The sequence below is a fragment of the Bradyrhizobium sp. UFLA03-84 genome (assembly GCF_002289535.1).
GTDB classification, from domain to species: Bacteria; Pseudomonadota; Alphaproteobacteria; order Rhizobiales; family Xanthobacteraceae; genus Bradyrhizobium; species Bradyrhizobium viridifuturi.
In genome coordinates this window covers 168,460-195,262 of sequence record NZ_NSJY01000006.1, presented here as the reverse complement: position 1 = coordinate 195,262, position 26,803 = coordinate 168,460, and the positions used below count along the sequence as shown (strand labels likewise).

General features: G+C 66.4%; 22 protein-coding genes and 1 tRNA gene. 12 read left to right on the top strand and 11 right to left on the bottom strand.

Annotation, left to right across the window (positions count from 1 at the left end; all coding sequences use genetic code 11):
• Nucleotides 1–114 precede the first annotated feature (114 nt).
• From CK489_RS09060 to CK489_RS09045, 4 genes are all read right to left on the bottom strand, one after another.
• Nucleotides 115–190 (bottom strand) — tRNA-Thr (locus CK489_RS09060).
• Between the two features lie 109 nt (nucleotides 191–299).
• Entirely contained in the window at nucleotides 300–2,084 is a 1,785-nt protein-coding gene (locus CK489_RS09055) for a heme biosynthesis HemY N-terminal domain-containing protein (protein WP_095732058.1), read from the bottom strand.
• 20 nt (nucleotides 2,085–2,104) lie between these two features.
• On the bottom strand, nucleotides 2,105–3,352 hold the full coding sequence (locus CK489_RS09050; protein ID WP_095732057.1) for a COG4223 family protein: 1,248 nt from the start codon (nucleotides 3,350–3,352) through the stop codon (nucleotides 2,105–2,107).
• A gap of 189 nt (nucleotides 3,353–3,541) precedes the next feature.
• On the bottom strand, nucleotides 3,542–4,270 hold the full coding sequence (locus CK489_RS09045; RefSeq protein ID WP_095732056.1) for a uroporphyrinogen-III synthase: 729 nt from the start codon (nucleotides 4,268–4,270) through the stop codon (nucleotides 3,542–3,544).
• A gap of 173 nt (nucleotides 4,271–4,443) precedes the next feature.
• Between CK489_RS09045 and tsaD the strand changes: the two genes are divergently transcribed.
• Nucleotides 4,444–5,517, top strand: coding sequence for a tRNA (adenosine(37)-N6)-threonylcarbamoyltransferase complex transferase subunit TsaD (tsaD, locus tag CK489_RS09040; protein ID WP_095732055.1), 1,074 nt, complete (start codon nucleotides 4,444–4,446; stop codon nucleotides 5,515–5,517).
• 13 nt (nucleotides 5,518–5,530) lie between these two features.
• Nucleotides 5,531–6,508, top strand: coding sequence for an NAD(P)H-dependent glycerol-3-phosphate dehydrogenase (locus CK489_RS09035; RefSeq protein WP_095732054.1), 978 nt, complete (start codon nucleotides 5,531–5,533; stop codon nucleotides 6,506–6,508).
• Nucleotides 6,509–6,514: 6 nt separating this feature from the next.
• Here CK489_RS09035 and CK489_RS09030 read toward each other — a convergent pair whose 3' ends face one another.
• Nucleotides 6,515–7,276, bottom strand: coding sequence for a haloacid dehalogenase type II (locus CK489_RS09030; protein ID WP_095732053.1), 762 nt, complete (start codon nucleotides 7,274–7,276; stop codon nucleotides 6,515–6,517).
• A gap of 204 nt (nucleotides 7,277–7,480) precedes the next feature.
• Between CK489_RS09030 and CK489_RS09025 the strand changes: the two genes are divergently transcribed.
• On the top strand, nucleotides 7,481–8,593 hold the full coding sequence (locus CK489_RS09025) for an alpha/beta hydrolase (protein ID WP_095732052.1): 1,113 nt from the start codon (nucleotides 7,481–7,483) through the stop codon (nucleotides 8,591–8,593).
• 96 nt (nucleotides 8,594–8,689) lie between these two features.
• Nucleotides 8,690–9,103, top strand: coding sequence for an EVE domain-containing protein (locus CK489_RS09020; protein WP_095732051.1), 414 nt, complete (start codon nucleotides 8,690–8,692; stop codon nucleotides 9,101–9,103).
• A 163-nt stretch (nucleotides 9,104–9,266) separates the two neighbouring features.
• Here CK489_RS09020 and CK489_RS09015 read toward each other — a convergent pair whose 3' ends face one another.
• Complete coding sequence (locus CK489_RS09015) at nucleotides 9,267–10,442, bottom strand: DNA topoisomerase IB (RefSeq protein ID WP_050631278.1); 1,176 nt, start codon at nucleotides 10,440–10,442, stop codon at nucleotides 9,267–9,269.
• A 274-nt stretch (nucleotides 10,443–10,716) separates the two neighbouring features.
• Nucleotides 10,717–11,229, bottom strand: coding sequence for a DUF2059 domain-containing protein (locus CK489_RS09010; protein ID WP_063781912.1), 513 nt, complete (start codon nucleotides 11,227–11,229; stop codon nucleotides 10,717–10,719).
• Between the two features lie 198 nt (nucleotides 11,230–11,427).
• On the opposite strand from CK489_RS09010, the gene acs reads away from it, so the two are divergent.
• Nucleotides 11,428–13,368: an acetate--CoA ligase gene (gene acs / locus CK489_RS09005; protein WP_095732050.1), complete on the top strand. Its 1,941-nt coding sequence runs from the start codon at nucleotides 11,428–11,430 to the stop codon at nucleotides 13,366–13,368.
• Between the two features lie 375 nt (nucleotides 13,369–13,743).
• Complete coding sequence (locus CK489_RS09000; protein WP_095732049.1) at nucleotides 13,744–14,259, top strand: L,D-transpeptidase; 516 nt, start codon at nucleotides 13,744–13,746, stop codon at nucleotides 14,257–14,259.
• Between the two features lie 89 nt (nucleotides 14,260–14,348).
• Here the strand turns inward: CK489_RS09000 and CK489_RS08995 are convergent, their stop codons facing one another.
• Both CK489_RS08995 and CK489_RS08990 read right to left on the bottom strand, forming a co-directional pair.
• A complete protein-coding gene (locus CK489_RS08995) occupies nucleotides 14,349–14,957 on the bottom strand; it encodes a thermonuclease family protein (protein WP_198960877.1) in 609 nt (202 codons plus the stop codon).
• Between the two features lie 51 nt (nucleotides 14,958–15,008).
• Nucleotides 15,009–15,242: a DUF1674 domain-containing protein gene (locus CK489_RS08990; RefSeq protein WP_245350296.1), complete on the bottom strand. Its 234-nt coding sequence runs from the start codon at nucleotides 15,240–15,242 to the stop codon at nucleotides 15,009–15,011.
• Nucleotides 15,243–15,436: 194 nt separating this feature from the next.
• Here CK489_RS08990 and CK489_RS08985 point away from each other — a divergent pair, with 194 nt between their 5' ends.
• From CK489_RS08985 to purH, 3 genes are all read left to right on the top strand, one after another.
• Nucleotides 15,437–16,783 carry an RsmB/NOP family class I SAM-dependent RNA methyltransferase gene (locus CK489_RS08985; RefSeq protein WP_095732047.1) on the top strand — a complete coding sequence of 449 codons (1,347 nt, stop codon included), beginning with the start codon at nucleotides 15,437–15,439 and terminating at the stop codon, nucleotides 16,781–16,783.
• 137 nt (nucleotides 16,784–16,920) lie between these two features.
• Entirely contained in the window at nucleotides 16,921–18,672 is a 1,752-nt protein-coding gene (locus CK489_RS08980) for a heparinase II/III family protein (RefSeq protein WP_050627949.1), read from the top strand.
• 300 nt (nucleotides 18,673–18,972) lie between these two features.
• Nucleotides 18,973–20,565 carry a bifunctional phosphoribosylaminoimidazolecarboxamide formyltransferase/IMP cyclohydrolase gene (gene purH / locus CK489_RS08975; protein WP_095732046.1) on the top strand — a complete coding sequence of 531 codons (1,593 nt, stop codon included), beginning with the start codon at nucleotides 18,973–18,975 and terminating at the stop codon, nucleotides 20,563–20,565.
• Nucleotides 20,566–20,709: 144 nt separating this feature from the next.
• Here purH and CK489_RS08970 read toward each other — a convergent pair whose 3' ends face one another.
• Nucleotides 20,710–22,089 carry an MFS transporter gene (locus tag CK489_RS08970; protein ID WP_095732102.1) on the bottom strand — a complete coding sequence of 460 codons (1,380 nt, stop codon included), beginning with the start codon at nucleotides 22,087–22,089 and terminating at the stop codon, nucleotides 20,710–20,712.
• A gap of 125 nt (nucleotides 22,090–22,214) precedes the next feature.
• On the opposite strand from CK489_RS08970, the gene ggt reads away from it, so the two are divergent.
• From ggt to CK489_RS08955, 3 genes are all read left to right on the top strand, one after another.
• Nucleotides 22,215–23,960, top strand: a complete 1,746-nt coding sequence (gene ggt / locus CK489_RS08965; protein ID WP_095732045.1) for a gamma-glutamyltransferase — start codon at nucleotides 22,215–22,217, stop codon at nucleotides 23,958–23,960.
• A gap of 103 nt (nucleotides 23,961–24,063) precedes the next feature.
• Nucleotides 24,064–25,362, top strand: a complete 1,299-nt coding sequence (locus CK489_RS08960) for an MFS transporter (RefSeq protein WP_050627952.1) — start codon at nucleotides 24,064–24,066, stop codon at nucleotides 25,360–25,362.
• A 202-nt stretch (nucleotides 25,363–25,564) separates the two neighbouring features.
• Nucleotides 25,565–26,440, top strand: a complete 876-nt coding sequence (locus CK489_RS08955) for an SDR family oxidoreductase (RefSeq protein WP_095732044.1) — start codon at nucleotides 25,565–25,567, stop codon at nucleotides 26,438–26,440.
• A gap of 1 nt (nucleotide 26,441) precedes the next feature.
• Here CK489_RS08955 and CK489_RS08950 read toward each other — a convergent pair whose 3' ends face one another.
• Nucleotides 26,442–26,777, bottom strand: coding sequence for a GIY-YIG nuclease family protein (locus CK489_RS08950; protein ID WP_095732043.1), 336 nt, complete (start codon nucleotides 26,775–26,777; stop codon nucleotides 26,442–26,444).
• Nucleotides 26,778–26,803 lie beyond the last annotated feature (26 nt).

The window sequence follows — 26,803 nt, the reverse complement described above, 5'->3', positions numbered from 1 at the left end:
AATTGCCGTGATGGCGGCGTGGTCGCGGTGGCGATCGTGAGTGGATGGTGCGGCGCGGGAATCCAGCCGGCCAAGGCGCGACCGCGGATCGAGGCGGGAGATGTTCCTGGGGAGTGGTGCCGCAAGAGGGACTCGAACCCCCGACCCCGTCATTACGAATGACGTGCTCTACCAACTGAGCTATTGCGGCGAACCGTTCGGCGACGGCGTGAGCTCGCGCGCCACCTGATATCGGGCATGACCCCGATTGGCAAGGAAAACGCGGCTATCGAACCACCCACCTGCCATCTAACCGCAAATTAGCTTCCCAAACGTGACAGAAATCCGCGCCAACCGCCCGCCTGGGCCTTGGGCGGGCCGATTTGTTCCGCAAACTCGTCCACGGCACCGTCCTCGTCGACGCCGGGGTCGTCAGGGGCCCGGATGATCGGGATCACGGCCGGAATCGGCGCCGGCGCCGCCTTGGGCAGATCGGTCCGCGAACGGAACAGGGGGGCCGGCGCAGGCGGCGCTGATTCGGCCGCCGGCGGCGGAGCCGGCTCCGGTGCTGGGGGACCGGCTGAAACGGGGGCTGGCTCGGCCTCGGTCGCCGCCGGCAGCGGGGCGTTGTCCTGCGCAGCCGGCGTGGCAGGCTCCGCGGGTTTGGGCTCAATTGGTTTGACCTCGACCGCCTCGACCGGCTTGGCTGCTTCCGTCGGCTTGGCCGCCTCCGGCTCGATGGCCACCTCCCTGGGCGGCTCGACCCGGCGCGGTGCCAGCATCGCCTCCTCGAACGGCGAGGGCTCGATCGCATTGCCCTTGTCGGACGGCAGCGCTGCCACCGGCGTCTGCCACTGGAAGGCATCGAGACGGCCGGTGACCGGCGAGACCGGACGCCAGCGATCCGAGACATAGCCATCCGCGGTCCAGACCGGATCGTGCAGCGCGCGCACCGCGCGCAGGGTCCACGCGCGCGCCCGACCGCTGTCACCATGCTCGGTGCGTTCGATCTCGGCCATCAGCAGCGCAACGCGCTGCGTCGGCGCCGCCGTGAACGGCTCCAGCGCCGCGCGCGCTTTGGCAAACTCGGACGCATCGATCGCGGCCCGCGCGATCGCCAGCGCGCCTTCGATATGGCCTGGCGTTTTCGCCGCCAGCGTCTCGACCCGCACCAGGCGCTGGCGCGCGGAATCGCCGAGCCGCACATGCGAATAGGCGTCGGCCAGATCGGGATGCGGCTGCGCCAGCCACGCGGCCTCGACGATGCGCATCGCGCGGCGCACCTGATGTGCTTCGCTCTCGAACTTGGCCGCGAGCACGGCGGCCGGGATCAGCGTCGGCGCCAGCTTGAGCGCCTCCATCGCGCTCGAGCGCGACAGGTCGCGATCGACGGTTTCGAATTCCAGCGCGCGCGCCGTCAGCAGCACGCCGCGCTGCCGCCGATAGGTCGCCTTGTCGATCAACCCGGCAGTCTGGTTGTTGTCGATGATCGACAGCGCGCCGGCCCAATCACCCTTGGCGCAGCAGAAGCCGAGCACCGCATGCGAGGCCCATGACGAGGACGGCGACATCTTCAGCGCCTCCTCGGCGATCATCACGGCCGCCACCGGATCGTCGGCGCGCTGCGCCTCGATGAACAGGCCGCGCAGGCCGAGCAGCCGCGTGTCGGCGCGTTCGGCCATGGCACGGAAGGCGCGCTGCGCGCCGTCGCGGTCGCCGTCGAGCTGCGCCGATTGCGCGTGCAGCAACAGCGCCAGCGGATCACCTGCCGCATGACGCCGCGCCACCTCGGCATGCGCACGCGCCGCAGAGGAATCGCCATGCCCGATCGCGAGCAGGCCCTGCGTGATGGCGTGACGGCCGCGGGCATGGCGCCGCTCGCGCTGGCCGCGGCGGATGTGCCCGGGGACCTTCCACAGCGCGCGCAGGACCATGCCGGCGACCATTGCGACGACGATGATAAGGCCGAGCAGGTACATCGGCTGCTTGGACGTCAGCCGCAAGCCGCCCCAATTCAGCACGAGATCGCCGGGCTGATCGGCCAACCAGGCGGCACCCATTGCAGCGAGCGCGATCAGCAGCAGGAACAGAATGATCCGGATCATCAAGAACCCATTGCAAGAATCTATTGATTGACCGTGGCGAGCGCCGCCATGGCGTTGTCGGCAAATTTCCGCGACGCGTCGAGCGCGGCACGGCGTGCGTCCACCTTGGCGAGCCAGGCTTGCGCCGCGGTGCGATCGGCCGGCGGCAACGACTTCAATTCGCGTTCGGTCAAGGCGAGATCATTATGTACGGCGGCCGATGTCACGCGCGCGACGATGCTGCCGCGGTCGGTGCCCGTGCCGTCGGTCCGCTCGATGCGGATCAGCTTGGATGCGCCTGCCTGCAGGCGGTCGACCAGCCCGGCGCTGGCCGCAGCAGCTTCCGGCGGCGGCGGCGCAAGCTTCGGCACGATCTCGATCAACTCGCGGCACAGCTGGTTCGGATTCGGCACGCCTGACGCAGCGAACACGTCGAGCGGCTTCAGCATGTCGGGATTGTCGGTGATCGCCTTGGCGGCCTCGAGCGCCGACGCATAGGGATCGCCGTGACGCACCGCGACGTCGAGCAGCGACGCCGCGACCACGCGGCGCAGCGGCACGTCATCCGCCTTCGCCTCGGCCTTGGTGTCGGCGATCTTGCTGTCCTGCTTGGCGATCGCGGCACCCTGCGCCTTCACTGCGCCCTCGACCTTGTCGATGCGCGCCGTGATGCCGGAGATGTCAGGCGCCACCGCGCCATCGCGTGGCGCAGACTTCGCGTCATTGACCGCAGTGGCAAGCTTGTCGGATTGCGCCCGCGTCGCGGCAAGCTCGGTGCGCAGTGCGGCGATCGATTTGTCGAGTGCCTCGAGCCTTGCGGTTGCCGCGGGATCGGCGACCGCAGCGGCCGGCCGGCTCGCCTTTGTTTCGAGCGCGGTCAGGCGCGTGCCGAGTTCGTCGATCGTTGCGGCGCCGGGCTGCGGCGCGGACGCCGACGGCACCGAGGGCCAGCCGAGCAGCCAGCCGACCCCGATCACCAGCGCGGCGGCGACCGCGCCCGACACCGGCGCCACCACCCAGGGCGACACCGGCCGCGACGGCTCGGTATCCGGCGCGGCGGATGCGGCCTCCGGCTGCGGCTCTGCATGAGGGGCAGGATCGGGATGCGGCTCCGCCGCAGGCGCAGCTGCCTCCGCGGCCTTGTCAGCGTCGTTGGCGGCGTCCGCGCTGGCCTCGGCCTTCGACGGTTCGCTGGAGATCTCGGTCGCCTGCAGATCGATGGTCGGCGGCGCGCGCTTGGGCCGGGAATCCGGCGAAGGTCCTGTGTCGTCGGGCCTTTCTTCAGCCATCGCGAGGGTCCTCAAAACTACTGGCCGCACATTCTAGAGCATGATCCGACCCGATTGAATCGGATCATGCCCTCATCCATTTGTTTGGTCGCGTTACCTTAACGCGACCCGCTCCGTCAGGCTCTTAGAGCACGATCCGAAAACCGGAGCATTGCCTAACATCATGGTCAGACGAAAGAATTATTCCGCTCACGGCCGCATTGTACGGTCGAGCGCCTCCAGCAGGGCGTTTTCGTCCGGGCGCGCCGCCACCACCACATTGGTCGCGCCGGCGTCATGGAGCACCGCGGCCACCGCAGCCGAGATGCAGCACTGCGGCAGCGCGAGCGCCGAAATCTCCAGGCCGTCGGCCCGGATTGTGTCCAGGAAGGCCTGCGCGCTGCGGCGGGAATAATGCAGCACCGCCGTGATCCGGTTCGCCATGAAGGCGTCGCTGACCTCCCTTGGAAGGGCGGCCACCGGCGCCATCCGGTAGGTGGTGTGGGTGACGACGGTCAGGCCCCCCTCGCTGAGTTCGCCGGCGAGATCGCGCGACAGGTCGGCGCCGGCGAGGTAGAGCAGCATGGCGGACGCCGGCAGCTCGCCGGCCTTGACCCGCGCGAGCACCAGATCGCGCAGCGAGATCGCGTCGCCCTTGGCGGCGATCACCTTGTCGAAGCCCGCCGCGCGCGCGGCATCGGCGGTATGCTCGCCCACCGCGAACAGCGGCAGCCGCAGCAGCCTGCTGGCGCCGAGATCGATCGCCCGCAGCGCGTTGGCGCTGGTCAGGATGACCGCGTCATAATCCGCATCGTCGTCATGGAACGGCAGCGGCTCGAAGCGCAGCACCGGCGCCGCGATCGCCTCGTAGCCGCGCTGGCGCAGCGTCGCGAGCGTCGCGTCACTGTCCGGATGCGGTCGTGTGACAAGGATGGTCACGGGGTCAGGCCTCCAGCCTCGGAAATTGGACCTTGCCGACCGATTGCACTTTCAGACCTCGCAATGCTACCCCGGAGGGGACATTTGATGAGCATGATCTTGCCGGAAACCGGTTCCGGCCTGGCCGGATCATGCTGGTAGCACAAGGGCCGAATTTGGGACACGAACCACCGATGCTGGTGTTGGGGATCGAGACCACCTGCGATGAAACCGCAGCCGCCGTGGTCGAGCGCCAGGCTGACGGACAGGCAAGGATTCTGTCCAACGTCGTCCGCTCGCAGACCGAGGAGCATGCCCGCTTCGGCGGTGTGGTGCCGGAGATCGCGGCGCGCGCCCATGTCGACCTGCTCGACGGCATCGTCGCTTCCGCCATGAAGGAGGCCGGCGTCGGCTACGGCCAATTGTCGGCGGTGGCGGCCGCCGCCGGTCCCGGCCTGATCGGCGGCGTGATCGTCGGCCTAACCACTGCGAAGGCAATCGCGATGGTGCACGACACGCCGTTGATCGCGGTGAACCATCTCGAGGCGCACGCGCTGACGCCGCGGCTGACCTGCGCGCTGGCGTTTCCCTATTGCCTGTTCCTGGCCTCGGGCGGTCACACCCAGATCGTCGCGGTGGTCGGGGTCGGCGAATATGTCCGGCTCGGCACCACGGTCGACGATGCGATGGGCGAGGCGTTCGACAAGGTGGCGAAGATGCTGTCGCTGCCCTATCCCGGCGGACCGCAGGTCGAGCGCGCGGCGGCCGGCGGCGACCCGACGCGGTTTGCCTTTCCGCGCCCGATGCTCGGGCGTCCCGATGCGAACTTCTCGCTGTCGGGATTGAAGACGGCGGTGCGTAATGAAGCGAGCCGGCTGGAGCCATTGGAGCCGCAGGATATCAGCGACCTCTGCGCGAGCTTCCAGGCCGCGGTGCTGGACGCGACCGCGGACCGGCTGACCGTCGGGTTGAAGCTGTTCCAGGAACGCTTCGGCACGCCGCGCGCGCTGGTCGCAGCCGGTGGTGTTGCCGCCAACCACGCGATCCGCAGCGCGCTGCAGGATGTCGCCGCGAAAGCGCAGACCACGCTGATCATTCCGCCGCCGGCGCTCTGCACCGACAACGGCGCGATGATCGCCTGGGCCGGCGCCGAGCGGATGGCGCTCGGACTCATCGACACGCTGGAAGCGCCGCCGCGCGCCCGCTGGCTGCTCGACGCCAACGCCAAGGCGCCGGCCGGCCACGTCAACAGCCGCGCCGGATATTGAACCGAGGGGTCCAATGCCCGCGCACATGTCAGTCAGCGTGATCGGAGCCGGCGCCTGGGGCACGGCATTGGCCGAGGTCGCGGCACGCGCCGGGCGCAAGGTGACGCTGTATGCGCGCAATGCCGGACATGCGGCGCAGATCCAGGCGACGCGGGTAAATCCGAAGCTGGCCGGCGTCCAGCTTCAGCCAAGCATCGCAGTGACGTCGGATATCGCCGCGGCCGCGCGCGCGGACATCATCCTCGCGGTGACCCCGGCGCAGCATCTGCGTGCAGCGGTCGGACATCTTGCGCCGCACCTCAAACCCGACACACCGGTGATTGCCTGCGCCAAGGGCATCGAGCACGGCACGCACAAATTCATGACCGAGGTGGTCGCGGAAGCCGCGCCGCGCGCCGTGCCAGCGATCCTGTCGGGACCGAGCTTTGCCGACGACGTCGCGCGCGGATTGCCGACGGCGGTGACGCTGGCGGCAAATGACGAAGCGCTCGCCCGCGCGCTGGTCCAGGCACTCGGCTCGGCGACGTTCCGGCCCTACCACACCACGGACGTGCGCGGTGTCGAGATCGGTGGCGCGGCCAAGAATGTGCTGGCGATCGCCGCCGGCATCGTCGTCGGCAAGAATCTCGGCGCCTCCGCGCTCGCCGCCCTGACCACGCGCGGTTTCAGCGAGCTCGCACGCCTGGGCCGCGCGTGCGGTGCGCGTACCGAAACGCTTTCCGGCCTCTCGGGGCTTGGCGATCTCCTGCTCAGCTGCTCGACCGCGCAGTCGCGCAATTTCGCGCTCGGCCTCGCGCTGGGACGCGGCGAAGCGGCACCGGTCGGCAAGCTCGCCGAAGGCGCGTTCACCGCGCCGGTGTTGTGCGAGCTCGCCGCCGTACAAAAGGTCGATATGCCGGTGTCAAATGCAGTCGCCGCGATCCTGAGCGACCGCCTGACGATCGATGCCGCGATCGAAGGCTTGCTGACCCGGCCATTCAAGGCCGAGTAACGCACCTCACGCGGTCGCGAAGGTGATGAGATCGTTCAATCCCGATCCGATTCCATCGGGCACGACGCCGAGCTCCTCGACGGTCGCATGGGCGCGATTGATCCAGAAGGTTGGATAGCCGAACCACTTCGCTCCAGCGACATCCCAGCCCGCGAACGCGGCAAAGACGATCTCCTCTTTGCGCAGCCCGAAGGCATCGACACCCATCTGATAGGCGCGGGCGTCGGGTTTGAAGGCGCGAACCTTGTCGGTCGAGAGGTGAGGCTCGAATAGTCCTTCCAGCCCGGAATTCCTGACCACAGCATCGAGCATCGACGCGGTGAGATTTGACACGAACGCCATGCGCACGCCGGCCGCGCGGAGTTGCCTGAGCGCCGGCAGAACATCGGGCCACGCCTTCAGCTCCAGATATGTCTGCATCAGACGGTCGCGCTGTTCCGATGACAGCTCGATCTTCATGGCCTTGGCTGCGAAGACGAGCGCGTCCTCGGTGATATGCCAGAAATCGGTGTAGCGTCCGCCGAGAGTCCTGAGCCAGCCATACTCGAACTGCCGCGTTCGCCAGGAGGCGCTCAACTCGGCGCCCTTGCCCGGGAACATCTCGTCCACCCGCGCGAACACCGGACGCGGATCGATGATCGGAAAGCCGTCGAAGGCAATGGCCTTGAACGATGGACGGCCTGCGGCGCGGGCCCGGTGCGGCAGCACGGCCGCCGTCGCAACGGAAGCCACGGTGAGGGCGGTGAATGTCCGGCGATTCAGAAGCATGTGATCTCCTGCAAGACAGGCCGACACCGTTCACAGGAAAAGCGTCACGGCACAATTGCCGGATTTCGGCAGAGATCATTCCAGATTTCAGAACAATCAGCGCCTGCAGACCTCCCTTCACGGACTGAACCTGCCGTACTAGCGTGGCGGCGAACCGTCGGATCCCGGTCGAACAATCGAGAAACGGGTCCCAAGGAAAAACCCATGCGTCAACCGCATCGCGCCATCCTCCTGATCAGCTTCGCCGTTGCCATCGCCGCCTCGTCCACCGCAGCCCGCGCCCAGACCACGACCTCCTACGACGACCTCGCAAAGATCGAAGCGGCCGCCAATGCCGACAACGGCAAGCGGGTTGCGCCGCTCAAATCAATCGGCAATCCCACCACCGATGTGTCCCCCGAGATGCAGGCGATGATCGGCACGCCCTATCCGCCGCATTTCAACGCCGACCCGAAGACACCAGCGGAATGGAAGGAGCTGATCGATCGTCGCGCCAAGGAGGCCATCGCGAATATTCCGGCGATGAAGGCGAAGCTCGGCGTCAAGGTCGAGGAAACCAGACTTGCCGGCGTGCATTGCTACATCGTGACGCCGAACAAGATCGCGCTCGAGAACCGGCGGCGCCTGCTGATCCACGTGCACGGCGGCGGCTACGTGTTCGGCCCCGGCGAGGCGGCGTTGCCGGAAGCCATCATGATGGCGGGCTTCGGCGGCTACAAGGTCATCTCGATCGACTACCGGATGCCGCCGGACTTCCCGTATCCGGCCGCGATGGACGACGCGATGGCGGTGTGGAAGGAAGTCCTGAAATCACACGAGCGCCACCGGCTGGCGATCTTCGGCACCTCGACCGGCGGCGCGATGACGCTGGCGATGGTGTTGCGGGCCAAGGACGAGAGGCTGCCGCTGCCCGCCGCCATCGCGCCGGGCACGCCATGGTCCGACATTGACAAGATCGGCGACAGCTACGCCAGCAATGAGTGGGTCGACAATGTGCTGGTGACCTGGGACGGATGGCTCGGCCGCGCGGCCAAGCTCTACGCAAACGGGACCAGCCTGAAGAATCCCTACATCTCGCCGATCTACGGCGACTTCAAGGGTTTCCCGCCGACCATCCTGACCTCGGGCACGCGCGACCTGTTCCTCAGCAACACGGTTCGCACCCATCGCAAATTGCGCCGCGCCGGCGTGATCGCCGATCTCAATATCTATGAGGGACAGTCTCACGCGCAGTATCAGATGAACATCGATGCGCCCGAGACCAGGGAGGCGTTCACCGACATCGCCAAGTTCTTCGATCGATATCTGAAGCAATGAGCGCTGCCATCGTGACCAGATGCCTGTGCTTGTCGCGGGCGTCCGGCTGCCTGTAGATTGCCGCTCAATCGGCGTTCAGGAACGGGGTGAGTCGCGATGAATTACTGGCTGGTGAAATCCGAGCCGTCGGTCTGGTCGTGGGACCAGCAGGTCGCCAAGGGCGCGAAGGGCGAGGCGTGGACCGGCGTGCGCAACTTCACGGCACGGCAGAACCTCGTCAACATGAAGAAGGGCGACAAGGCATTCTTCTATCACTCCAACGAGGGCAAGGAGATCGTCGGCATCGCCGAGATCATCAAGGAAGCCTATCCCGATCCGACCGACAAGACCGGCAAGTTCGTCTGCGTCGACATCAAGGCCGACAAACCGCTGAAGACGCCGGTGACGATGGCCGCGATCAAGGCCGACAAGAAACTCGCCGACATGGCGCTGGTGAAATATTCGCGGCTCTCGGTGCAGCCGGTGACATCGGAGGAATGGAAGATGGTCTGCAAGATGGGCGGGCTGTAGCGTTCCATCTCAACCGTCGTCCCTGCGAAAGCAGGGACCCATAACCACAGGGCTGCGTTGTTGAAGCGCGCTGCGGCCCCAACGCACTCGAATGTTTGGCTACTGTGGTTGTGGGTCCCGGCTCGCGCTTCGCTTGGCCGGGACGACGCTGGGGATGCGGAGCTTACGCCCCCGCCGCCAGCACCACCTGCGCCAGCAACTGCTCGCGCTTGCTCTGGGTGCGGTAGCCGCCCATCGTCGCGGCGAAGCGTTCGAGGATGCCGTCCTCGAAGGCGGTAACGATGGTGTCGTGGACGTAGCTCTTGCGGCAGATCGCCGGCGTGTTGGAGAGCTGGTCGGCGGCGGCACGGATTGCGTCCAGCACCTGGCGCTTGCGGCCGCGCTGGCTGGCGGCCGGGGTGATCCGCGACAGCGATTCCACGACGACGGCCGACGCCATCAAGGTGCGGAAATCCTTCAGCGAGATCTTGATGCCGGCGAGCTCGCGCAGGAACGCGTTCACCGCCGTGGTCGAGGCGGCCCGCACCACGCCGGAGCGGTCGTAATACTGGAACATGCGCTTGCCCGGAACGCCGCGCAGGATGCCGATCGCGCGCACCAGCTTGGCCGCGTCGCATTCCTTGCGCACGGCCTTGCCGCCCTTGGCCTTGAAGGTCAGCACAAGGCTGTCGTCTTCCAGCGTGACGTTGGACTTCAGCAGCGTGGTGGCGCCGCGGGTGCCGTTGAGGCGAGCATAGGATTCGTTGCCGGGCCGGATCGCGGTGCGCGCGATCAGCTCGATCACCGCCGACAGCGCGAATTCGCGGGTCGGCTCGTCGCCGGAGAGGAACGCCGAGACCTTGCGCCGGATCTTCGGCAGCGCGGCCACCAGCTTGGCCAGGCGGTGCGCCTTGCGCTGCTCGCGGACCTTCTCCCAATCGGCGTGATAGCGATATTGCAGCCGTCCGGCGGCATCGAGGCCGACCGCCTGCAGATGCGTGTTCGGATCGGTGGAGTAGCGCACCTGGCGATAGGCAGGCGGCATCGCCATCGCGTGCAGCCGGCGGATCGTGCGGGCGTCGCGGACGCGCGAGCCATTGGCGCGCACGAACGAATAATTCTTGCCGCGCTTGACGCGGCGGATGGTCAGCTCGTTCTGGTCGCCAAGCCGCAGGCCCAGGTCGCGGGCGAGATCCTCGACGGAGGTCTTGATGGCGGCCGAAGCGTCGAGCTTGATCTTGGCTCGCGGCGGCAACTTTGCCTGCGGCGGCTTGGGCCATTGGCCCAGCGCCTTCGCCAAGGCGACAGCGGGATCGGCGGACATGGGCCGCACAGCCGCGATGTTCTGCTGATCCATCATACTCGTCAGACGCCTTGTTCCGCTGTTCTCCCGGTAATGCCGTTGCTTCGGGCTTCGTTCCGGTGGCCGTGGGCCTCGGTTTGGCGATTTAGGGCGTCAGGGCTGACATTGCGAGTCGCGAATCGGTTATTGACGGTTTCCAATTACCTTTCATGGGTGCCATTCGCCCGCTAACCTTGATTTTGGCCCCTCCAGGATCGGTCAAAATGGCGGGAGCGCCGGCCGGGAACCGGATGCCAAGGGGCCGATCTGCACGACCTGCCGCGCGAACAGGTCAGAGATCGTGCCCTTTCTTGCGCAGTTCCTCGATGACCCGCTGCTTCATATCGACACCCACCGACTGGCCGAACTTCTGGCCGGCAATCAGGGATTGCTGCGTCACCGCGGGCGTCTTCGCGAGCAATTTCTGCCCGACGGGGCTCTTGTAGAAGGCGATCAGGCCGCGCAGTTCATCCGGGGTGAAGTTGTTCGCGTAGATGATGGCCATGGCGTCGGACAATTCGCTGAACCGTGTCTGGAAGCTTTCGAGCAACACCGGCGTCACGGCATCATAGTCGCGGTCGACATCGGTGCGGCCCTGGACGATGGCCGGCTTGAGGCTTTTCAGGATCGTCGGCATCAGCGCTTTGAATTGGTCCACCAGATGGATGGTGGTGACCAATTCCTTTGCTACGGCGAGCGCCTCAGGTGAGGACGCCGGTGCGGCGTTCTGGGCGCGGGCAAGCGGCACAGCCGACAACATCACTACGACCAAGAGACCAGTGACCCGGAGCAGGCGATGGAGCATAGGTTTCTCTCGTCAATGCGTTGCGGTAAGCCGTCTTATCACAAACGGAAGCCGGCCTGATGTCTGCCGGCTTCGACGCGACAAAAGTGACAGTCCTTTTTCCTTGCCGGGCCGGAATGCGGCAACGCATAATCGCGGCAATGATCAAGACGGCTTGCCGCCGCGACGTTTGCGATCGGCAATGAGTGGAGGAAAGCGATGTCCGAGAAGATCTATGACGTGTCGGCCGAGTGGGCCAAGCGCGCTTATGTCAACGACGCCAAATATCGCGAGATGTACGCGCACTCGGTCAAGGACCCGAACGGCTTCTGGGCCGAGCACGGCAAGCGGATCGGCTGGATCAAGCCCTACACCAAGGTCGAGAACGTCTCCTTCGCGCCCGGCAACATCTCGATCAAATGGTTCGAGGACGGCGTGCTGAACGTCGCCTGGAACTGCATCGACCGCCATCTCGAGAAGCGCGGCGACCAGACCGCGATCATCTGGGAGGGCGACGATCCCTCCGAGTCCAAGCACATCACCTACCGCCAGCTGCATGACGAAGTCTGCAGGATGGCCAACATCCTGCGCACCCGGAACGTCAAGAAGGGCGACCGCGTCACGATCTATCTGCCGATGATTCCGGAAGCGGCCTACGCCATGCTGGCCTGCGCGCGGATCGGTGCGATTCACTCGGTGGTGTTCGGCGGCTTCTCGCCGGACAGCCTCGCCCAGCGCATCAAGGACTGCGATTCCAAGGTGATCATCACCGCCGACGAGGGCCTGCGCGGCGGCAAGAAGGTGCCGCTGAAGGCCAATGTCGATGCCGCGATCGCCAAGACCGGCGGCGTCGACTGGGTCGTGGTGGTGAAGCGCACCGGCGGCAAGATCGACATGAACCCGACCCGCGACCTCTGGTACCACGAGGCCGCCGCCATGGTGACGACGGAATGCCCGGCCGAGCACATGCATGCCGAGGACCCGCTGTTCATCCTCTACACCTCGGGCTCGACCGGCACCCCGAAGGGCGTGCTGCACACCTCGGGCGGCTATCTGGTGTTCGCGTCGATGACGCATCAATACGTGTTCGACTATCACGACGGCGACATCTACTGGTGCACCGCCGACGTCGGCTGGGTCACCGGCCACAGCTACATCCTCTACGGGCCGCTCTGTAACGGCGCGACCACGCTGATGTTCGAGGGCGTGCCGAACTACCCGGACAATTCGCGGTTCTGGAACGTGGTCGACAAGCACAAGGTCAACATCTTCTACACCGCACCGACCGCGATCCGCGCGCTGATGCAGGGCGGCGACGAGCCGGTGAAGAAGACCTCGCGCAAGTCGCTGCGGCTGCTCGGCTCGGTCGGCGAGCCGATCAATCCGGAAGCCTGGGAGTGGTACCATCGCGTGGTCGGCGACGACCGCTGCCCGATCGTCGACACCTGGTGGCAGACCGAGACCGGCGGCATCCTGATCACGCCGCTGCCGGGCGCCACCAAGCTGAAGCCGGGCTCGGCGACGCGGCCGTTCTTCGGCGTGGTGCCCGAGATCGTCGACGCCGACGGCAAGACGCTGGAGGGCGAGACCTCGGGCAATCTCTGCCTGACCAGGTCATGGCCGGGCCAGATGCGTACGGTCTATGGCGACCACGCCCGCTTCGAGCAGACCTATTTCTCGACCTACAAGAACAAGTACTTCACCGGCGACGGCTGCCGGCGCGATGCCGACGGCTACTACTGGATCACCGGCCGCGTCGACGACGTCATCAACGTGTCCGGCCACCGCATGGGCACCGCCGAGGTCGAGAGCTCGCTGGTCGCGCACGAGGCGGTGTCGGAAGCCGCCGTGGTCGGCTATCCGCACGACATCAAGGGCCAGGGCATCTACGCCTATGTCACGCTGATGAAGGGCACCGAGCCGACCGAGGCCTTGCGCAAGGAGCTGGTCGCCTGGGTCCGCAAGGACATCGGCCCGATCGCCTCGCCGGACCTGATCCAGTTCGCGCCCGGCCTGCCGAAGACGCGCTCCGGCAAGATCATGCGCCGCATCCTGCGCAAGATCGCCGAGGACGAGCCGTCGAGCCTCGGCGACACCTCGACCCTGGCCGATCCCGCCGTGGTCGACGACCTCGTGCAGAACCGGCAGAACAAGAAGTAGCCCGCCGACGGCAATATCGAGACATGCAGCAAGGGCCGCGCGCGATCACCGCCGCGGCCCTTCGCTTGTCTCCATGCGATCCGGCGCCGGCTGCCCTTGAAACGTTATGGGATTGGGCATTTCACGGGATTGTCAGAGACAAGGCGCCACTGCGGCGCGTTTGTGGCCGGGTGTTGTTTTCAAGTCATTTACTTTGATCCCAAGTTTTCCTTTTCTGCCGGCCATCTGGACGTGTCTCGCGGCCGGCGTGAAACCACCCGGTTAAGACACGCGGTTAATATTGCGTGCGTGAGACCGGCGGGCCCGGTTTTTTTCAGGGCTCTGCACCTTCGTTTTTGGCTCCCCGCCGGGAGCTGTTGGGAAGTGGAGAGGTTGATGTCGATGAAGTTTGCGGTGGCGTTCGCTGCCACCCTTGGTGCCGTTGCTTTGATGTCGCAGACGGCCGAAGCGCGGCCGGAAATGGTCGGAATCCACGCCGACAATTATGAGCCAGGCACCATCGTGGTGAAGACCAACGAACGGCGGCTCTATCTCATTCTCGATTCCGGCCACGCGATGCGTTACCCGGTCGGCGTCGGCAAGTCCGGCAAGCAGTGGGCTGGCACCACCCGCATCGACGGCAAGTATCGCAACCCGGCCTGGTCGCCGCCCGCCGAGGTCAAGCGCGACAAGCCAAGCATCCCGGACGTGATCGCCGGCGGTTCGCCGCGTAACCCGATGGGCGTCGCGGCGATGACCCTGGCCGGCGGTGAATACGCCATCCATGGCACCAACGTGCCGGGCTCGGTCGGCGGCTTCGTCTCTTACGGCTGCATCCGCATGCTCAACACCGACATCACCGATCTCTATTCGCGCGTCTCGGTCGGCACGACTGTCGTCGTCACCCGCTGATCGCACAGTCCTTCGCCGAAAGAAAAGCCGCGCATCTGCGCGGCTTTTTATTTGTCGGTCCTGCGCCGCCGCGGCGGTGACGCTATCGTCTAGCGCCCGAAATATCCGCACCAGCCGAAGCGATGCCCGCCATTGTAGGCGCGCGCATGACCGGCCGCGAGCAGCGCCGCCGAGACGTTGTCGGTCTTCTTCGTCGCGACGTCGGCGACGACGCGGCCCTGATATTTGTCGGGACCGATATTGTAGATCGCGACCTCGCCCTGGCCGAGCAGATCGCGCAGCGCCACCGTCGCCGCCTGCGCCATCTGCAGCTCGCGCGCACAGGACGCCTTCAGCTCCGGCGCATCGATGCCGCGCAGCCGGACCCGCGTGTACAGATCGGGCCCCGGCGCGAGATGCACCCGCGCCTCGAACGTGTCGCCATCGATCGTCCTGACGACATCGACAGCATGGCGGACGTCAGGTGCGCCGGCCCGCTGCCGGATCATGTCAGCATCGCGCGACCGGTTCAGCGACCAGTGCGACTGCAAAGGCACCCATTCAGGCACCCATCGGCGGATCGGCAACATGCTGCCAACGGCGATGCCGAGAACGAACACCCATGGCAGCGCCGCCGAGACGCGGCGGCCCCAAGGAGAGCGGCGGAAGGGCGGACGTCCCGTCCCATGATAAGGATTTATTCTCTCGTATGGGGACATATTCCCAGACTGACCTGAGTCGATCCGTCAGGCAAGGCACGACAAAGACCCTCAGAAGTCCGAGGCGATGCCCTTGGTCTCCCAATCGCCGTAACGCGTCGGTTCCGGCCCCTTCGGGCCCTGGAATTCCTTCGGCCGCGCGGCCGCTTCCTTCGCAGCCAGCTCCTCGGCCGCCTTGCGCCGCGCCGCGGCCTCGGCGAGTGCGCGCTGGGCTGCCGGCGTCAGCGGCTTGCGCGGTGCGGGTTCCGGCGGCGATGGCGATTTCTCAGTCATGTTCTCAGACATGGCAGGCCTTCTTGGCAAAACTTTCTGCCTGCGAACTTCGTATCTCTGACTTGGCTCAGTGACGACATCACGATCAAGAAATCCGCAAGGCGATTCTTACATTTGGCATATTCGCATGCCAGAGGTGTTTTCGAGTTGATGGGCATGAGCCGAATGTAACTCAGTACTCAGCACCTTCGAGATATCTCCGCTTCATGCCTCCTTCAAGATTTGCAGTTCCTGCCGAAGTCCCCGGTCTCGCGGCGCGCCGCATCGCGGCGGACATCCTCGACGGCGTGCTGCACAAGCACCGCACGCTCGACGATCAGCTCGACGGCGCCGGCGCGCATCCCGGCCTGAAATCGCTGGCCGATCGCGACCGCGCGCTGATGCGCCGGCTGGTCTCGACCATCCTGCGCAAGCTCGGCACGCTCGGCCATCTGCTGTCGCGCCTGCTCGATCGCGGCATCCCGACCGATGCGCCGCGCGCGCAGAGCGCGCTCCTGATCGGCGCCGCGCAGATCCTCTGGATGGATGTGCCTGATCACGCCGCGGTCGATCTCTCGGTGCGCCTCGTGCAGTCCGATCGCCGCGCGGCGAAATATGCCGGGCTCGTCAACGCCGTGCTGCGCCGCTGCGCGCGCGAGGGCCAGGGGCTGATCGACGAGATCAGCACGCAGACGCTGGACCTGCCGCCATGGATGCTGGCGCGCTGGAACGCGCATTACGGCGAGGCCACCGCACGCGAGATGGCGCTGGCGCTCGGCCACGAGCCGTCGCTCGATCTCACGGTGAAGTCCGACGCCGCGCAATGGGCGAGCCGCCTGCACGGCGAGATCTTGCCGACGGGAACCGTGCGCACGCTGCTGCAGGGTTCCGTCACCATGCTGCCGGGCTTTGCCGAAGGCCAATGGTGGGTTCAGGACGCCGCCGCAGCACTGCCGGTGCGGCTGTTCGGCGACATCAAAGGCAAGGCGATAGCGGATCTCTGCGCCGCGCCCGGCGGCAAGACCGCCCAGCTCGCGCTGGCAGGCGCGCAGGTCACCGCGGTCGACCGTTCGCCGGCGCGGATCGCGCGGTTGCGCGAAAATCTCACGCGGCTGGCGCTGCAGGCCGAGACTGTTGTCGCCGACGCCGCCGAATGGCCCGCCGAGGCCGCAAGTTTTGACGGTATCCTGGTCGATGCGCCCTGCACCTCGACGGGAACCATCCGCCGCCATCCCGACGTCGCCTGGCTGCGCCAGGAAGGCGACATCGCCGCATTGTCAGCCTTGCAGAAGCGGCTGCTGCAAAAGGCCACCCATCTGCTGAAGCCCGGCGGCACGCTGGTCTACTGCACCTGCTCGCTGGAGCCGGAGGAAGGCGAGCACGCGATTGCCGCGCTGCTGGCGAGCGAATCGGGCCTGCGCCGTGCGCCGGTCGAGAAGGACGAGGTCGCGGGCCTCGACGACGTCATTACCGCCGACGGCGACCTGCGCACCCTGCCGAGCCACCTGCCCAACGCCGACCCGCGGCTGGGCGGGCTGGACGGCTTTTACGCCGCCCGGCTGGTTAAGGCCTGATTTTAAACTTCAGCCCTCTAAGCTCGAAGTGATTCGCGCGGTATCAAGAGGGTGTCTTGTTTATCAAGAAGGTGTCTTGGCCGCGTTTCCGGATTAAATAAGGATTCGTTGAAAATTCCCTCCCCGCAAGGTTAGGCGTGTCGGTCGCTCAAAGCAGACGCATCTCGACGCTGATTGCTGGCCGCTTCGCCCGCAGCATGCTCGCACGCGCCAGCGGCAGCACGGTTGCGCTGTCGCGGCTGTGGCCAGGCCGCACCGACCGGCTGATCATCGCGCCGCACGACCTGCGGACCGCCGACGCCACCCGCGCTGCCGAGATCTATGCCGGGCGATTCGTGTTCGCCGGCAAGATCGTCACCTGCCACGGCCGCTCGATCTTCGATCTCGAGCCGCCGTCGGAGGATTGGGAGGCCGCCCTGCTCGGCTTCGGCTGGCTGCGCCATCTGCGCGCCGCCGACACCGCGCTGACCCGGGCCAATGCCCGCTCGCTGGTCGACGACTGGATCTCCAACCAGGCCCGCAAGCGGCCGCTGGAACGGCGCGCCGACGTGCGCGCGCGGCGGGTGATCTCGCTGCTGTCGCAAGCTCCCTTGGTGCTCGGCGACACCGACGGAAAATTCTATCGCAAATATCTCCGCGGGCTGGCGCGCGAGATCCGCTATCTGCGCCACTCGACGCTCGACAATGACGGCGTGCCGCGCCTGCAAGTGCTGATTGCGCTGTGCTACGCCTCGCTCTGCCTCGCCAACCAGGCGCGCAACATCAAGTCGGCGACGCGCAGGCTGTCGGACGAATTGCAGCGCCAGATCCTGCCCGATGGCGGCCACATCTCGCGCAATCCCGGCGCGCTGGTCGAATTGCTCAGCGACCTCCTGCCGCTGCGGCAGACCTTTGCCGCACGGAATATCGCGCCGCCGCCGGCGCTGCTCAACGCCATCGATCGCATGATGCCGATGCTGCGCTTCTTCCGGCACGGCGACGGCAGCTTCGCGCTGTTCAACGGCATGAGCACCGCGCCGTCCGATCTGGTCGCGACGCTGCTCGCCTATGACGACACCCGCGGCGTGCCGATGGCGAGCATGCCGCATACCGGCTTCCAGCGGCTCGATGCCGGCAACACCGCGCTGATCATCGACACCGGTCCGCCGCCGCCGGCGAGCGTCAGCCAGGATGCGCATGCCGGCTGCCTGTCGTTCGAGCTCTCCTCGGGGCCGAGCCGCATCGTCGTCAATTGCGGCATGCCGTCCACCGGGCGCGACAATTGGCGGCCGTTCGCGCGCTCCACCGCGGCGCATTCGACGCTGACCTATCGCGACACCTCGTCATGCCAGTTCGTCGAGCTGTCGGCGATGAAGCGGCTGCTGCGCGGCGCGCCGATCACCAGTGGTCCCAGCAATGTCGAAAGCTACCGCGAAGCCGTTCCCGGCGGCGACGTGCTCACCGCCTCGCATGACGGCTATCTCTCGCGCTTCGGCGTGATCCACCGCCGCGTGCTGATGGTCTCCCAGGACGGCACGCGGCTCGAGGGCGAGGACTCGCTGTCGCCGGCGCCGGGCGGCCGCATCAAGGGCAGCGAGGCCGATTTCGCGCTGCGTTTCCATTTGCACCCCTCGGTGAAGGCGAGCCGGCTGTCGGACGCCCGTGGCGTGATGCTGGTGCTGCCCAACCGCGACGTCTGGACCTTCGAGGCGATCGACGACAAGGTCGATCTTGAGGACAGCGTGTTCCTGGCCGGCAATGACGGCCCGCGCCGCACCTCGCAGATCGTGATCCGGCAGGACGCCAGGCACGCTGCCACCATCCGCTGGAGCTTCGTCCGCTCCTCGACCTCGGCCACCGCCACCAACGCGCGCCGCAACGCCCGCCGCGAGCCGGAACTACCGCTGTAGCGGCGGCGGAAACGCGCCAGCTGCATCGCGGACTGACCCATCCCCGTCGTCCTGGCGAAAGCCAGGACCCATAACCACCGAATTTGATCGTGTGCGGGATCGTGGCCCCAGCGTCGCGCAACACCAAGCGGCTGGGGTAATGGGTCCTGGCTTTCGCCAGGACGATGCTGAACGTTTGGCGCCGCTTGCCATTCTCTCAGGGTGACGGGGCTAATTTGCGGGGATTCGGCCCCCAGTACCGGTTTCGTACCGCACAAAACCATGCTACCCGGCTGCCTTAACAGCCAAGGATTTTCCGATATGACCGAGCAGCTTCGCCGCGTGACCCGCGCTCTGTTGTCCGTTTCCGACAAGACCGGACTGATCGATTTCGCCAAGGCGCTGGCCGACCAGGGCGTCGAGCTGGTCTCGACCGGCGGCACCGCCAAGGCGATCGCGGCGGCCGGGCTGAAGGTCAAGGACGTCTCAGAGCTCACCGGTTTTCCGGAGATGATGGACGGCCGGGTCAAGACGCTGCATCCGAAGGTGCATGGCGGCCTGCTCGCGATCCGCGACAACAAGGAACATGCCGCGGCGATGGCCTCGCACGGCATCGCGCCGATCGACCTGCTGGTCGTCAACCTCTATCCGTTCGAAGCCACCGTCGACAAAGGCGCCGGGTTCGAGGAGTGCATCGAGAACATCGACATCGGCGGTCCCGCGATGATCCGCGCCGCGGCGAAGAACCATGACGACGTCGCCGTGGTGGTCGAGGCGAACGACTATTCTGCCGTGCTCGACGAGCTCGCCGCGCACAAGGGCGCGACCTCGCTCGGCCTGCGCCGCCGGCTCGCCGCCAAGGCCTATGCGCGCACCGCGGCCTATGACGCCGCGATCTCGAACTGGTTTGCCGTGCAGCTCGACACCAAGGCGCCGGACTTCCGCGCCTTCGGCGGCAAATTGATCCAGTCGCTGCGTTATGGCGAGAACCCGCACCAGACCGCAGCATTCTATGCCACGCCGGAGAAGCGGCCGGGCGTCGCCACCGCGCGCCAGCTGCAGGGCAAGGAGCTGTCCTACAACAACATCAACGACACCGATGCGGCCTATGAATGCGTCGGCGAGTTCGATCCGCAGCGCACCGCGGCCTGCGTCATCGTCAAGCACGCCAATCCCTGCGGCGTCGCCGAAGGTCCGGATCTCGCCACCGCCTACGCCCGCGCGCTGGCCTGCGACTCCACTTCGGCCTATGGCGGCATCATCGCGGTCAACCGCACGCTCGATGCGGATGCGGCGCGCGCCATCATCGGCATCTTCACCGAGGTGATCATCGCGCCCGACGCGACCGAGGAGGCGATCTCGATCATCGCCGGCCGGCGCAATCTGCGCCTCCTGCTCGCGGGCGGCCTGCCGAACGCGCGCGCGACAGGCCTCACCGCCAAGACCGTCGCCGGCGGCCTGTTGGTGCAGAGCCGCGACAACGCCGTGATCGAGGACATGAACCTGAAGGTCGCAACCAAGCGCGCGCCGACCGACGCCGAGCTGCGCGACCTCAAATTCGCCTTCCGGGTTGCAAAACACGTCAAGTCGAACACCATCATCTACGCCAAGGATCTCGCCACCGTCGGCATCGGCGCCGGCCAGATGAGCCGGGTCGATTCTGCGCGTATCGCCGCGCGCAAGGCGCTGGATGCGGCGGCCGAGCTCAAGCTCGCCGAGCCGCTGACCAAGGGTTCGGTAGTCGCCTCAGATGCGTTCTTCCCGTTCGCCGACGGCATGCTGGCCTGCATCGAGGCCGGCGCCACCGCGGTGATCCAGCCCGGCGGCTCGATGCGCGACGACGAGGTGATCAAGGCCGCCGACGAGCACGGCATCGCCATGGTGTTCACCGGCGTGCGGCATTTCCGGCACTAGCCCCCGTCGTCCCTGCGAAAGCAGGGACCCATAACCACCGCTTCGTGTGTGGCGTTCGCTGGGGCCACAGCGTCGCGCAACAAGTTCACCCTATGGTTATGGGTCCCGGCTCGCGCTTCGCTTGGCCGGGACGACGGCGGTGAGTTACTGCCGCACCTTCGCCAGCAGCGCCAGTCCCACCACGAAGAACGCCACCAGCACCGCCATGCCGGCCTTCTGGCTCGCGGTCGCCGCGGTGATCGTACCGATCATGAGCGGGCCGATGAACGACGTCACCTTTCCGGTCAGCGCGAACAAGCCAAAGTACTGCGCGATGCGATCCTTCGGTGCGAGCCGGATCAGGAGCGAGCGCGAGGCTGCCTGCAGCGGCGCGCCGGTGGCGCCGATCAGGCAGCCCAGCACGATGTAGGCGCGCTCGGCGGCGCCTGCGAACAGCGGACCGCCCGGCACCGGCGGCGCGACCGGGATGAACAGGATGGAATCCTTGTTCACGGTGAGGATCACGACGATCGCAAACAGCAGGATGACGAGGCTGCAGGTGATCACGCGCTTCGGCCCGAACCGATCGTCGAGCTTGCCGCCGATCCAGCCGCCGAACGTGCCGGCCACCGCCAGGATGATGCCGAAGGTGCCGATGCGGATCGTGTCCCAGCCGAACGTGCCGGCAGCATAGATGCCGCCGAACGCGAACAGCGAAACCAGCCCGTCGGTGTAGATCATGTTCGCCAGCAGGAACCGCGCCAGCGATGTCTGCTTCGGCAAGCTCAGCAATGACTCCCTGAGTTCGCGCAGGCCTTCGCCGAGCGCCTCGCGCAGCGGCCGCTTCGCCGGATAGTCCGGCGTGAACAGGAACATCGGCGCCACGAAGATGATGAACCACAGCCCGGTCAGCGGCCCGGTGATGCGATCACCCTCATGCATGACGGGATCGAGCCCGAACAGCGGCGTGAAGCCGAACAGCGTCTTGCCGGTTTCGGCATTGGCGGCGAGGAAGCCGAGCACCAGCACGAGACTGAGGATGCCGCCGACATAGCCGGTGGCCCAGCCGGTGCCCGAGAGGCGCCCGATCCGGTCCGGCGGCACCAGCGTCGGCATCATCGCATTGTTGAACACGGTCGCGAACTCGACGCCGACGCTGGCGATCGCATAGGCGAGCAGCAGCATGGGGATGATGCCGGGATTGCCGGGCTTGCCGATCCACATCGCGCTGGACCCGATCACGAGCAGCGCGCCGAAGCCCGCGATCCACGGCTTGCGTCGGCCGCTGGCATCGGCGATTGCGCCCAGCACCGGCGACAGCAGCGCGATCGCAAGTCCCGCAGCCGCGGTGGCAAAGCCCCACAGCGCCTGGCCGCTCGCGGCATCGGGCGCGACGAAGCTCGCGAAGTACGGCGCGAACACGAAGGTCGTGATCAGCGTGAAATAGGGCTGCGCGGCCCAGTCGAAGAAGATCCAGCTGACGACGGCGGCGCGACCCGGATAGACCCTTGTGGAGGCCAGCGCTTCACCGGCGCGCGTCTGCATTGTTGCCTTCATCGTGAACGATATTCCCCAACTCGAGCCAAATGCAGGCTTTTGCCGCTTCGATCCGCTCCCATATAGCATGAGCCGGTCTGCTGATACGGCGATGAACAGGGCAGGACATTTCGATGGCGCTGACGGCAACGATGTCGCGACGGCTGTTTGCCGCTCTCCTTGTGATCGGCATCGCGTCGCCCGCCCTCGGCCAGGTGCAGCGTCGGGCCTACGAGCCGTCCGCCACGGATGCACCTCACAGCGTCAGCGCCGAACACGGCATGGTGGTGGCGCAGGAGAAGCTCGCCGCGCGGGTCGGCGCCGACATCCTGCGGCAGGGCGGCAATGCGGTCGACGCCGCGGTTGCCACCGGCTTTGCGATGGCAGTGACCTATCCGCGCGCCGGCAATATCGGCGGCGGCGGTTTCATGGTGATCCATCTCGCCGGCCGTAACGAGGATGTCGCGATCGATTATCGCGAGACCGCGCCGCAGGCCGCAACCCGCGACATGTTCCTGAATGCTGAGGGCAAGCCCGATCCCGACAAGTCGCGCAACTCCGCGCTCGCGATCGGCGTGCCCGGCACGGTCGCAGGCCTTGCGCTGGCGCTGGAGAAATACGGCTCCGGCAGGTTCACGCTGGCGCAGATCCTCAAGCCCGCGATCGATCTCGCACGAGACGGCTTCATCGTCACCGACGATACATCCGACACGCTGGCTGACATGTATCGCCGCATGTCGCGCTGGCCCAGCTCTGCCAAGACGTTCTCGCACGCCGACGGCACACCGCTGCGTGAGGGCGATCGCCTGATCCAGGGCGATCTCGCCGGCGTATTGACCGCGATTGCCGAACAGGGCCCGCGCGGCTTCTACGAAGGCGCCGTCGCCGAGAAGCTGGTCAGCGGAATCAAGACTGCCGGCGGCATCTTCGCGCTTGAGGATCTGAAATCCTACCAGCCGGTGATCCGTACGCCGGTCCGCGGCACCTATCGCGGCTATGACATCGTCTCGATGCCGCAGCCCTCGTCCGGCGGCGTCGTGCTGCTGGAAATCCTCAACATCCTCGAAGGCTTCCCGATGTCGGACATGAAGCAGGGCTCGGCCGCTTCGCTGCATGTCATGATCGAGGCGATGAAGCGGGCCTATGCCGATCGCGCCCGCTATCTCGGCGATCCCGCTTTCGTCGAGGCGCCGACGCAATTGCTGGTCGACAAGGACTATGCCGCCAGGCAGCGCGCGACCATCGATCTTGCCCGGACCACGCCCTGGACCGACGTGCGCAATGCCAAGCAACCGCACGAGGGCGACAACACCACGCATTACTCGGTCGTCGATGCCAGCGGCAACGCCGTCAGCAACACCTACACGCTGAACTTCCCGTATGGCGTCGGCCTCGTCGCCGACGGCACCGGCGTGCTGCTCAACAACGAGCTCGACGATTTCACCGCCGCGCCCGGCGCCTCCAACGCGTTCGGCTTGGTCGGCTTCGAGGCCAATCTGCCGGGACCCGGCAAGCGACCGCTGTCGTCGATGTCGCCGACCATCGTACTGAAGGACGGCAAGCCGGTGCTGGTGACGGGATCGCCGGGCGGCAGCCGCATCATATCAGCGGTGACGCAGATCATCGTCGACGTCATCGACTACAGGATGGACATCGCGGCTGCGGTCGCCGCGCCCCGCATGCACCATCAATGGCTGCCCGACGAGGTCCGGATCGAGCGCGGCTTTCCCGACGAGGTGCTCGCCGATCTGCGCGCCAAAGGCCACAAGCTGGTCGAGCCGCTCGGCTACTCCTCCGCGAACTCGATCGTGGTCACGACCAATGGTCTGCTCGGCGCGCCCGATCCGCGCACGCGGGGCTCGGAAGCTGCGGGGTACTAAAGGCGGCTTTGCCCTGCCTGCGACATCGCGATAGATTGGCGGTCCGCGCAATTCCGGCCGCGGATCGCAAAGAGCCGGTGAATGATTTCTCCGGGGAACGCGCATGAGCACGGCCGAAGCCAAACCAATTGAAGTTGCAGAGATCGAGGACACCAGTCTCCTCGCCTTCTATCGTGACATGAACCTGCAGGAGCGTCGCACGTTCTGGGCCTGCGCCTCGGGGTGGACGCTCGACGGCATGGATTTCATGATCTATCCGCTCGTGATCGGCACCATCATCACGCTGTGGAAGGTCGATGCCGGCACCGCCGGGCTCGCCGGCACCGTGACGCTGCTGGCCTCCGCGGTCGGCGGCTGGCTCGGCGGCTATCTCTCCGACCGGATCGGACGGGTGAAGACGCTGCAGCTCACCATCATCTGGTTCTCGTTCTTCTCGCTGGTCTGCGCGGTGGTGCAGAATTTCGACCAGCTGCTGATCGCCCGCGCGCTGCTCGGCCTCGGCTTCGGCGGCGAGTGGGCGGCCGGCGCCGTGCTGATCGGCGAGGCGATCCGGCCGCAATATCGCGGCCGCGCGGTCGGCTCGGTGCAATCGGGCTGGGCGATCGGCTGGGGCCTTGCGGTGCTGGCGCAGGCGGTGCTGTTCTCGATTCTGCCTGCGGAGAACGCCTGGCGCTGGATGTTCGTGATCGGCGCGCTGCCGGCGCTGCTGGTGTTCTATCTGCGCCGCTATGTCACCGAGCCGGAAATATCAGCCGCGACGATGGCGCAGCACCAGGCATCCGGCACCGGGCCCGCCGCACTGTGGGAGATCTTCCAGGGTCCGATCCTGAAAACCACCTTGCTGGCCTCGCTGGTCGGCACCGGCATGCAGGGCGGCTACTACGCCATCACATTCTGGGTGCCGCGCTTCCTCACCACCGAACGCAAGCTCTCGGTGGTCGGCTCGACCGGCTATCTCGCGACGCTGATCATCGGTTCTTTCATCGGCTATCTGGTCGGTGCCTGGCTTGCCGACCGGATCGGCCGGCGCAACCTGTTCCTGATCTTCTCGCTCGGCGCCATCGCGGTCGTGCTGCTCTATACCCAATTGCCGCTCTCCAACGAGGTGCTGTGGGTGCTGGGCTTCCCGCTCGGCTTCTTTGCCTCGGGCTATTTCTCCGGCATGGGCGCGTTCCTGACCGAGCTCTACCCGACCCGGCTGCGCGGCTCCGGCCAGGGCTTCTGCTACAATTTCGGCCGCGGCGTCGGCGCGCTGTTTCCGTTCCTGGTCGGCGCGCTGTCGACCACGACGACGCTCGCCAACGCGATCGCGATCTTCGCGGTGGCGGCCTATGCCGTGTTCTTCATCGCCGCCTACGCGCTGCCGGAAACCCGCGGCCGCGTGCTGCAAGCGGGTGGGTAGAAGTGAGCACGACCGCTCAGCTTGCGCCGCTTCGCCTCTCCCTCGTGGGAGGGGCGGATTGCGTCGGCAGATGCAATCCGGGTGAGAGGTCGCGGTCTCTCCATGCGATGCGCCGGGCGGAGAGATACCCCCTCACCCCAACCCTCTCCCACAAGGGGAGAGGGAGCCTGACATGGTGCGTCCCTGACTGGAGGTTACTGCCATGACATCGCTGAAGGGCAAGACGCTGTTCATCTCGGGTGCGAGCCGCGGCATCGGGCTCGCGATCGCGCTCCGCGCCGCACGTGACGGCGCCAATGTCGCGATCGCGGCGAAGACCGCCGAGCCGCATCCCAAGCTGAAGGGCACGATCTACACCGCTGGCGACGAGGTCCGCGCCGCCGGCGGCAAGGCGTTGCCCGTCATCTGCGACATCAGGGACGAGGCGCAGGTGATGGCGGCGATCGAGCAGACCGTCGCCGAATTCGGCGGCATCGACGTCTGCGTCAACAATGCCAGCGCGATCAGCCTGACCAATTCGCAGGCCACCGACATGAAGCGCTACGACCTCATGATGGGGATCAACACCCGCGGCACCTTCATGGTGTCGAAGTACTGCATTCCGCATCTGAAGAAGGCGGAGAATCCGCACATCCTGATGCTGTCGCCGCCGCTCGACATGAAGACGAAATGGTTCGAGCACTCGACCGCCTACACGATGGCGAAATTCGGCATGAGCATGTGCGTGCTCGGGCTGGCGGGCGAGCTGAAATCGGCCGGCGTCGCGGTCAACGCGCTGTGGCCGCGCACCACGATCGCAACCGCCGCGGTCGGCAATCTGCTCGGCGGCGATGCCATGATGCGCGCAAGCCGCACCCCCGCGATCATGGGCGATGCGGCCTACGCGATCATCACCCGGCCGTCACGCGAATTCAGCGGGCATTTCTGCATCGACGACAAGGTGCTCTATGCCAATGGCGTGCGCGACTTCGAACCCTATCGCGTCGATCCATCGGTGCCGCTGATGTCGGATTTCTTCGTGCCTGACGACGATGTGCCGCCGCCCGGCGTCACCGTGCAGGCACTGCCCGCGCGCTGAGCTACACCGCGGACGCATTGAGTTGCGCGCGCCAGTGCGCCACGCGCTCCTTGAGCAGCGTGTCGCGCACATAGGCGAGCTCCTCGTCCTCGATCCGCTCCAGCATTTCGAGCGACAGGTTGTCCGCGCCATGCGCCGCCCAGCTACGCTGCAATTCGGCATTGCGATGGCTGCCCATCCGTAGCGTGAACCAGATGCGGTTCGCGATCTTGTCGAGATCGAGCGCCTGCCCGACCCAGGCCTCACCTGTCGCGCGGCAGCGGATCGCGAACACGCCGGCAACGCTCGCGCGCTTCTTGTAGTCGGCAATGGCCTGCTTGCGGTCCTCGATCTTCATGGCTGCTCCTGTGTGTCAGTCGCAGC

Coding starts and splice junctions, on each gene's coding strand:
- CK489_RS08995 (WP_198960877.1), bottom strand. CDS start 14,957: ATGTCCCCATACGAGAGAATAAATCCTTATCATGGGACGGGACGTCCG.
- CK489_RS08950 (WP_095732043.1), bottom strand. CDS start 26,777: ATGAAGATCGAGGACCGCAAGCAGGCCATTGCCGACTACAAGAAGCGC.
- CK489_RS09000 (WP_095732049.1), top strand. CDS start 13,744: ATGTCGATGAAGTTTGCGGTGGCGTTCGCTGCCACCCTTGGTGCCGTT.
- CK489_RS09010 (WP_063781912.1), bottom strand. CDS start 11,229: ATGCTCCATCGCCTGCTCCGGGTCACTGGTCTCTTGGTCGTAGTGATG.
- CK489_RS09035 (WP_095732054.1), top strand. CDS start 5,531: ATGCCCGCGCACATGTCAGTCAGCGTGATCGGAGCCGGCGCCTGGGGC.
- CK489_RS08985 (WP_095732047.1), top strand. CDS start 15,437: ATGCCTCCTTCAAGATTTGCAGTTCCTGCCGAAGTCCCCGGTCTCGCG.
- CK489_RS08990 (WP_245350296.1), bottom strand. CDS start 15,242: ATGTCTGAGAACATGACTGAGAAATCGCCATCGCCGCCGGAACCCGCA.
- CK489_RS09055 (WP_095732058.1), bottom strand. CDS start 2,084: ATGATCCGGATCATTCTGTTCCTGCTGCTGATCGCGCTCGCTGCAATG.
- purH (WP_095732046.1), top strand. CDS start 18,973: ATGACCGAGCAGCTTCGCCGCGTGACCCGCGCTCTGTTGTCCGTTTCC.
- CK489_RS09025 (WP_095732052.1), top strand. CDS start 7,481: ATGCGTCAACCGCATCGCGCCATCCTCCTGATCAGCTTCGCCGTTGCC.
- tsaD (WP_095732055.1), top strand. CDS start 4,444: ATGCTGGTGTTGGGGATCGAGACCACCTGCGATGAAACCGCAGCCGCC.
- CK489_RS08960 (WP_050627952.1), top strand. CDS start 24,064: ATGAGCACGGCCGAAGCCAAACCAATTGAAGTTGCAGAGATCGAGGAC.
- acs (WP_095732050.1), top strand. CDS start 11,428: ATGTCCGAGAAGATCTATGACGTGTCGGCCGAGTGGGCCAAGCGCGCT.
- CK489_RS09030 (WP_095732053.1), bottom strand. CDS start 7,276: ATGCTTCTGAATCGCCGGACATTCACCGCCCTCACCGTGGCTTCCGTT.
- CK489_RS08970 (WP_095732102.1), bottom strand. CDS start 22,089: ATGCAGACGCGCGCCGGTGAAGCGCTGGCCTCCACAAGGGTCTATCCG.
- CK489_RS09015 (WP_050631278.1), bottom strand. CDS start 10,442: ATGATGGATCAGCAGAACATCGCGGCTGTGCGGCCCATGTCCGCCGAT.
- CK489_RS08955 (WP_095732044.1), top strand. CDS start 25,565: ATGACATCGCTGAAGGGCAAGACGCTGTTCATCTCGGGTGCGAGCCGC.
- ggt (WP_095732045.1), top strand. CDS start 22,215: ATGGCGCTGACGGCAACGATGTCGCGACGGCTGTTTGCCGCTCTCCTT.
- CK489_RS09050 (WP_095732057.1), bottom strand. CDS start 3,352: ATGGCTGAAGAAAGGCCCGACGACACAGGACCTTCGCCGGATTCCCGG.
- CK489_RS09020 (WP_095732051.1), top strand. CDS start 8,690: ATGAATTACTGGCTGGTGAAATCCGAGCCGTCGGTCTGGTCGTGGGAC.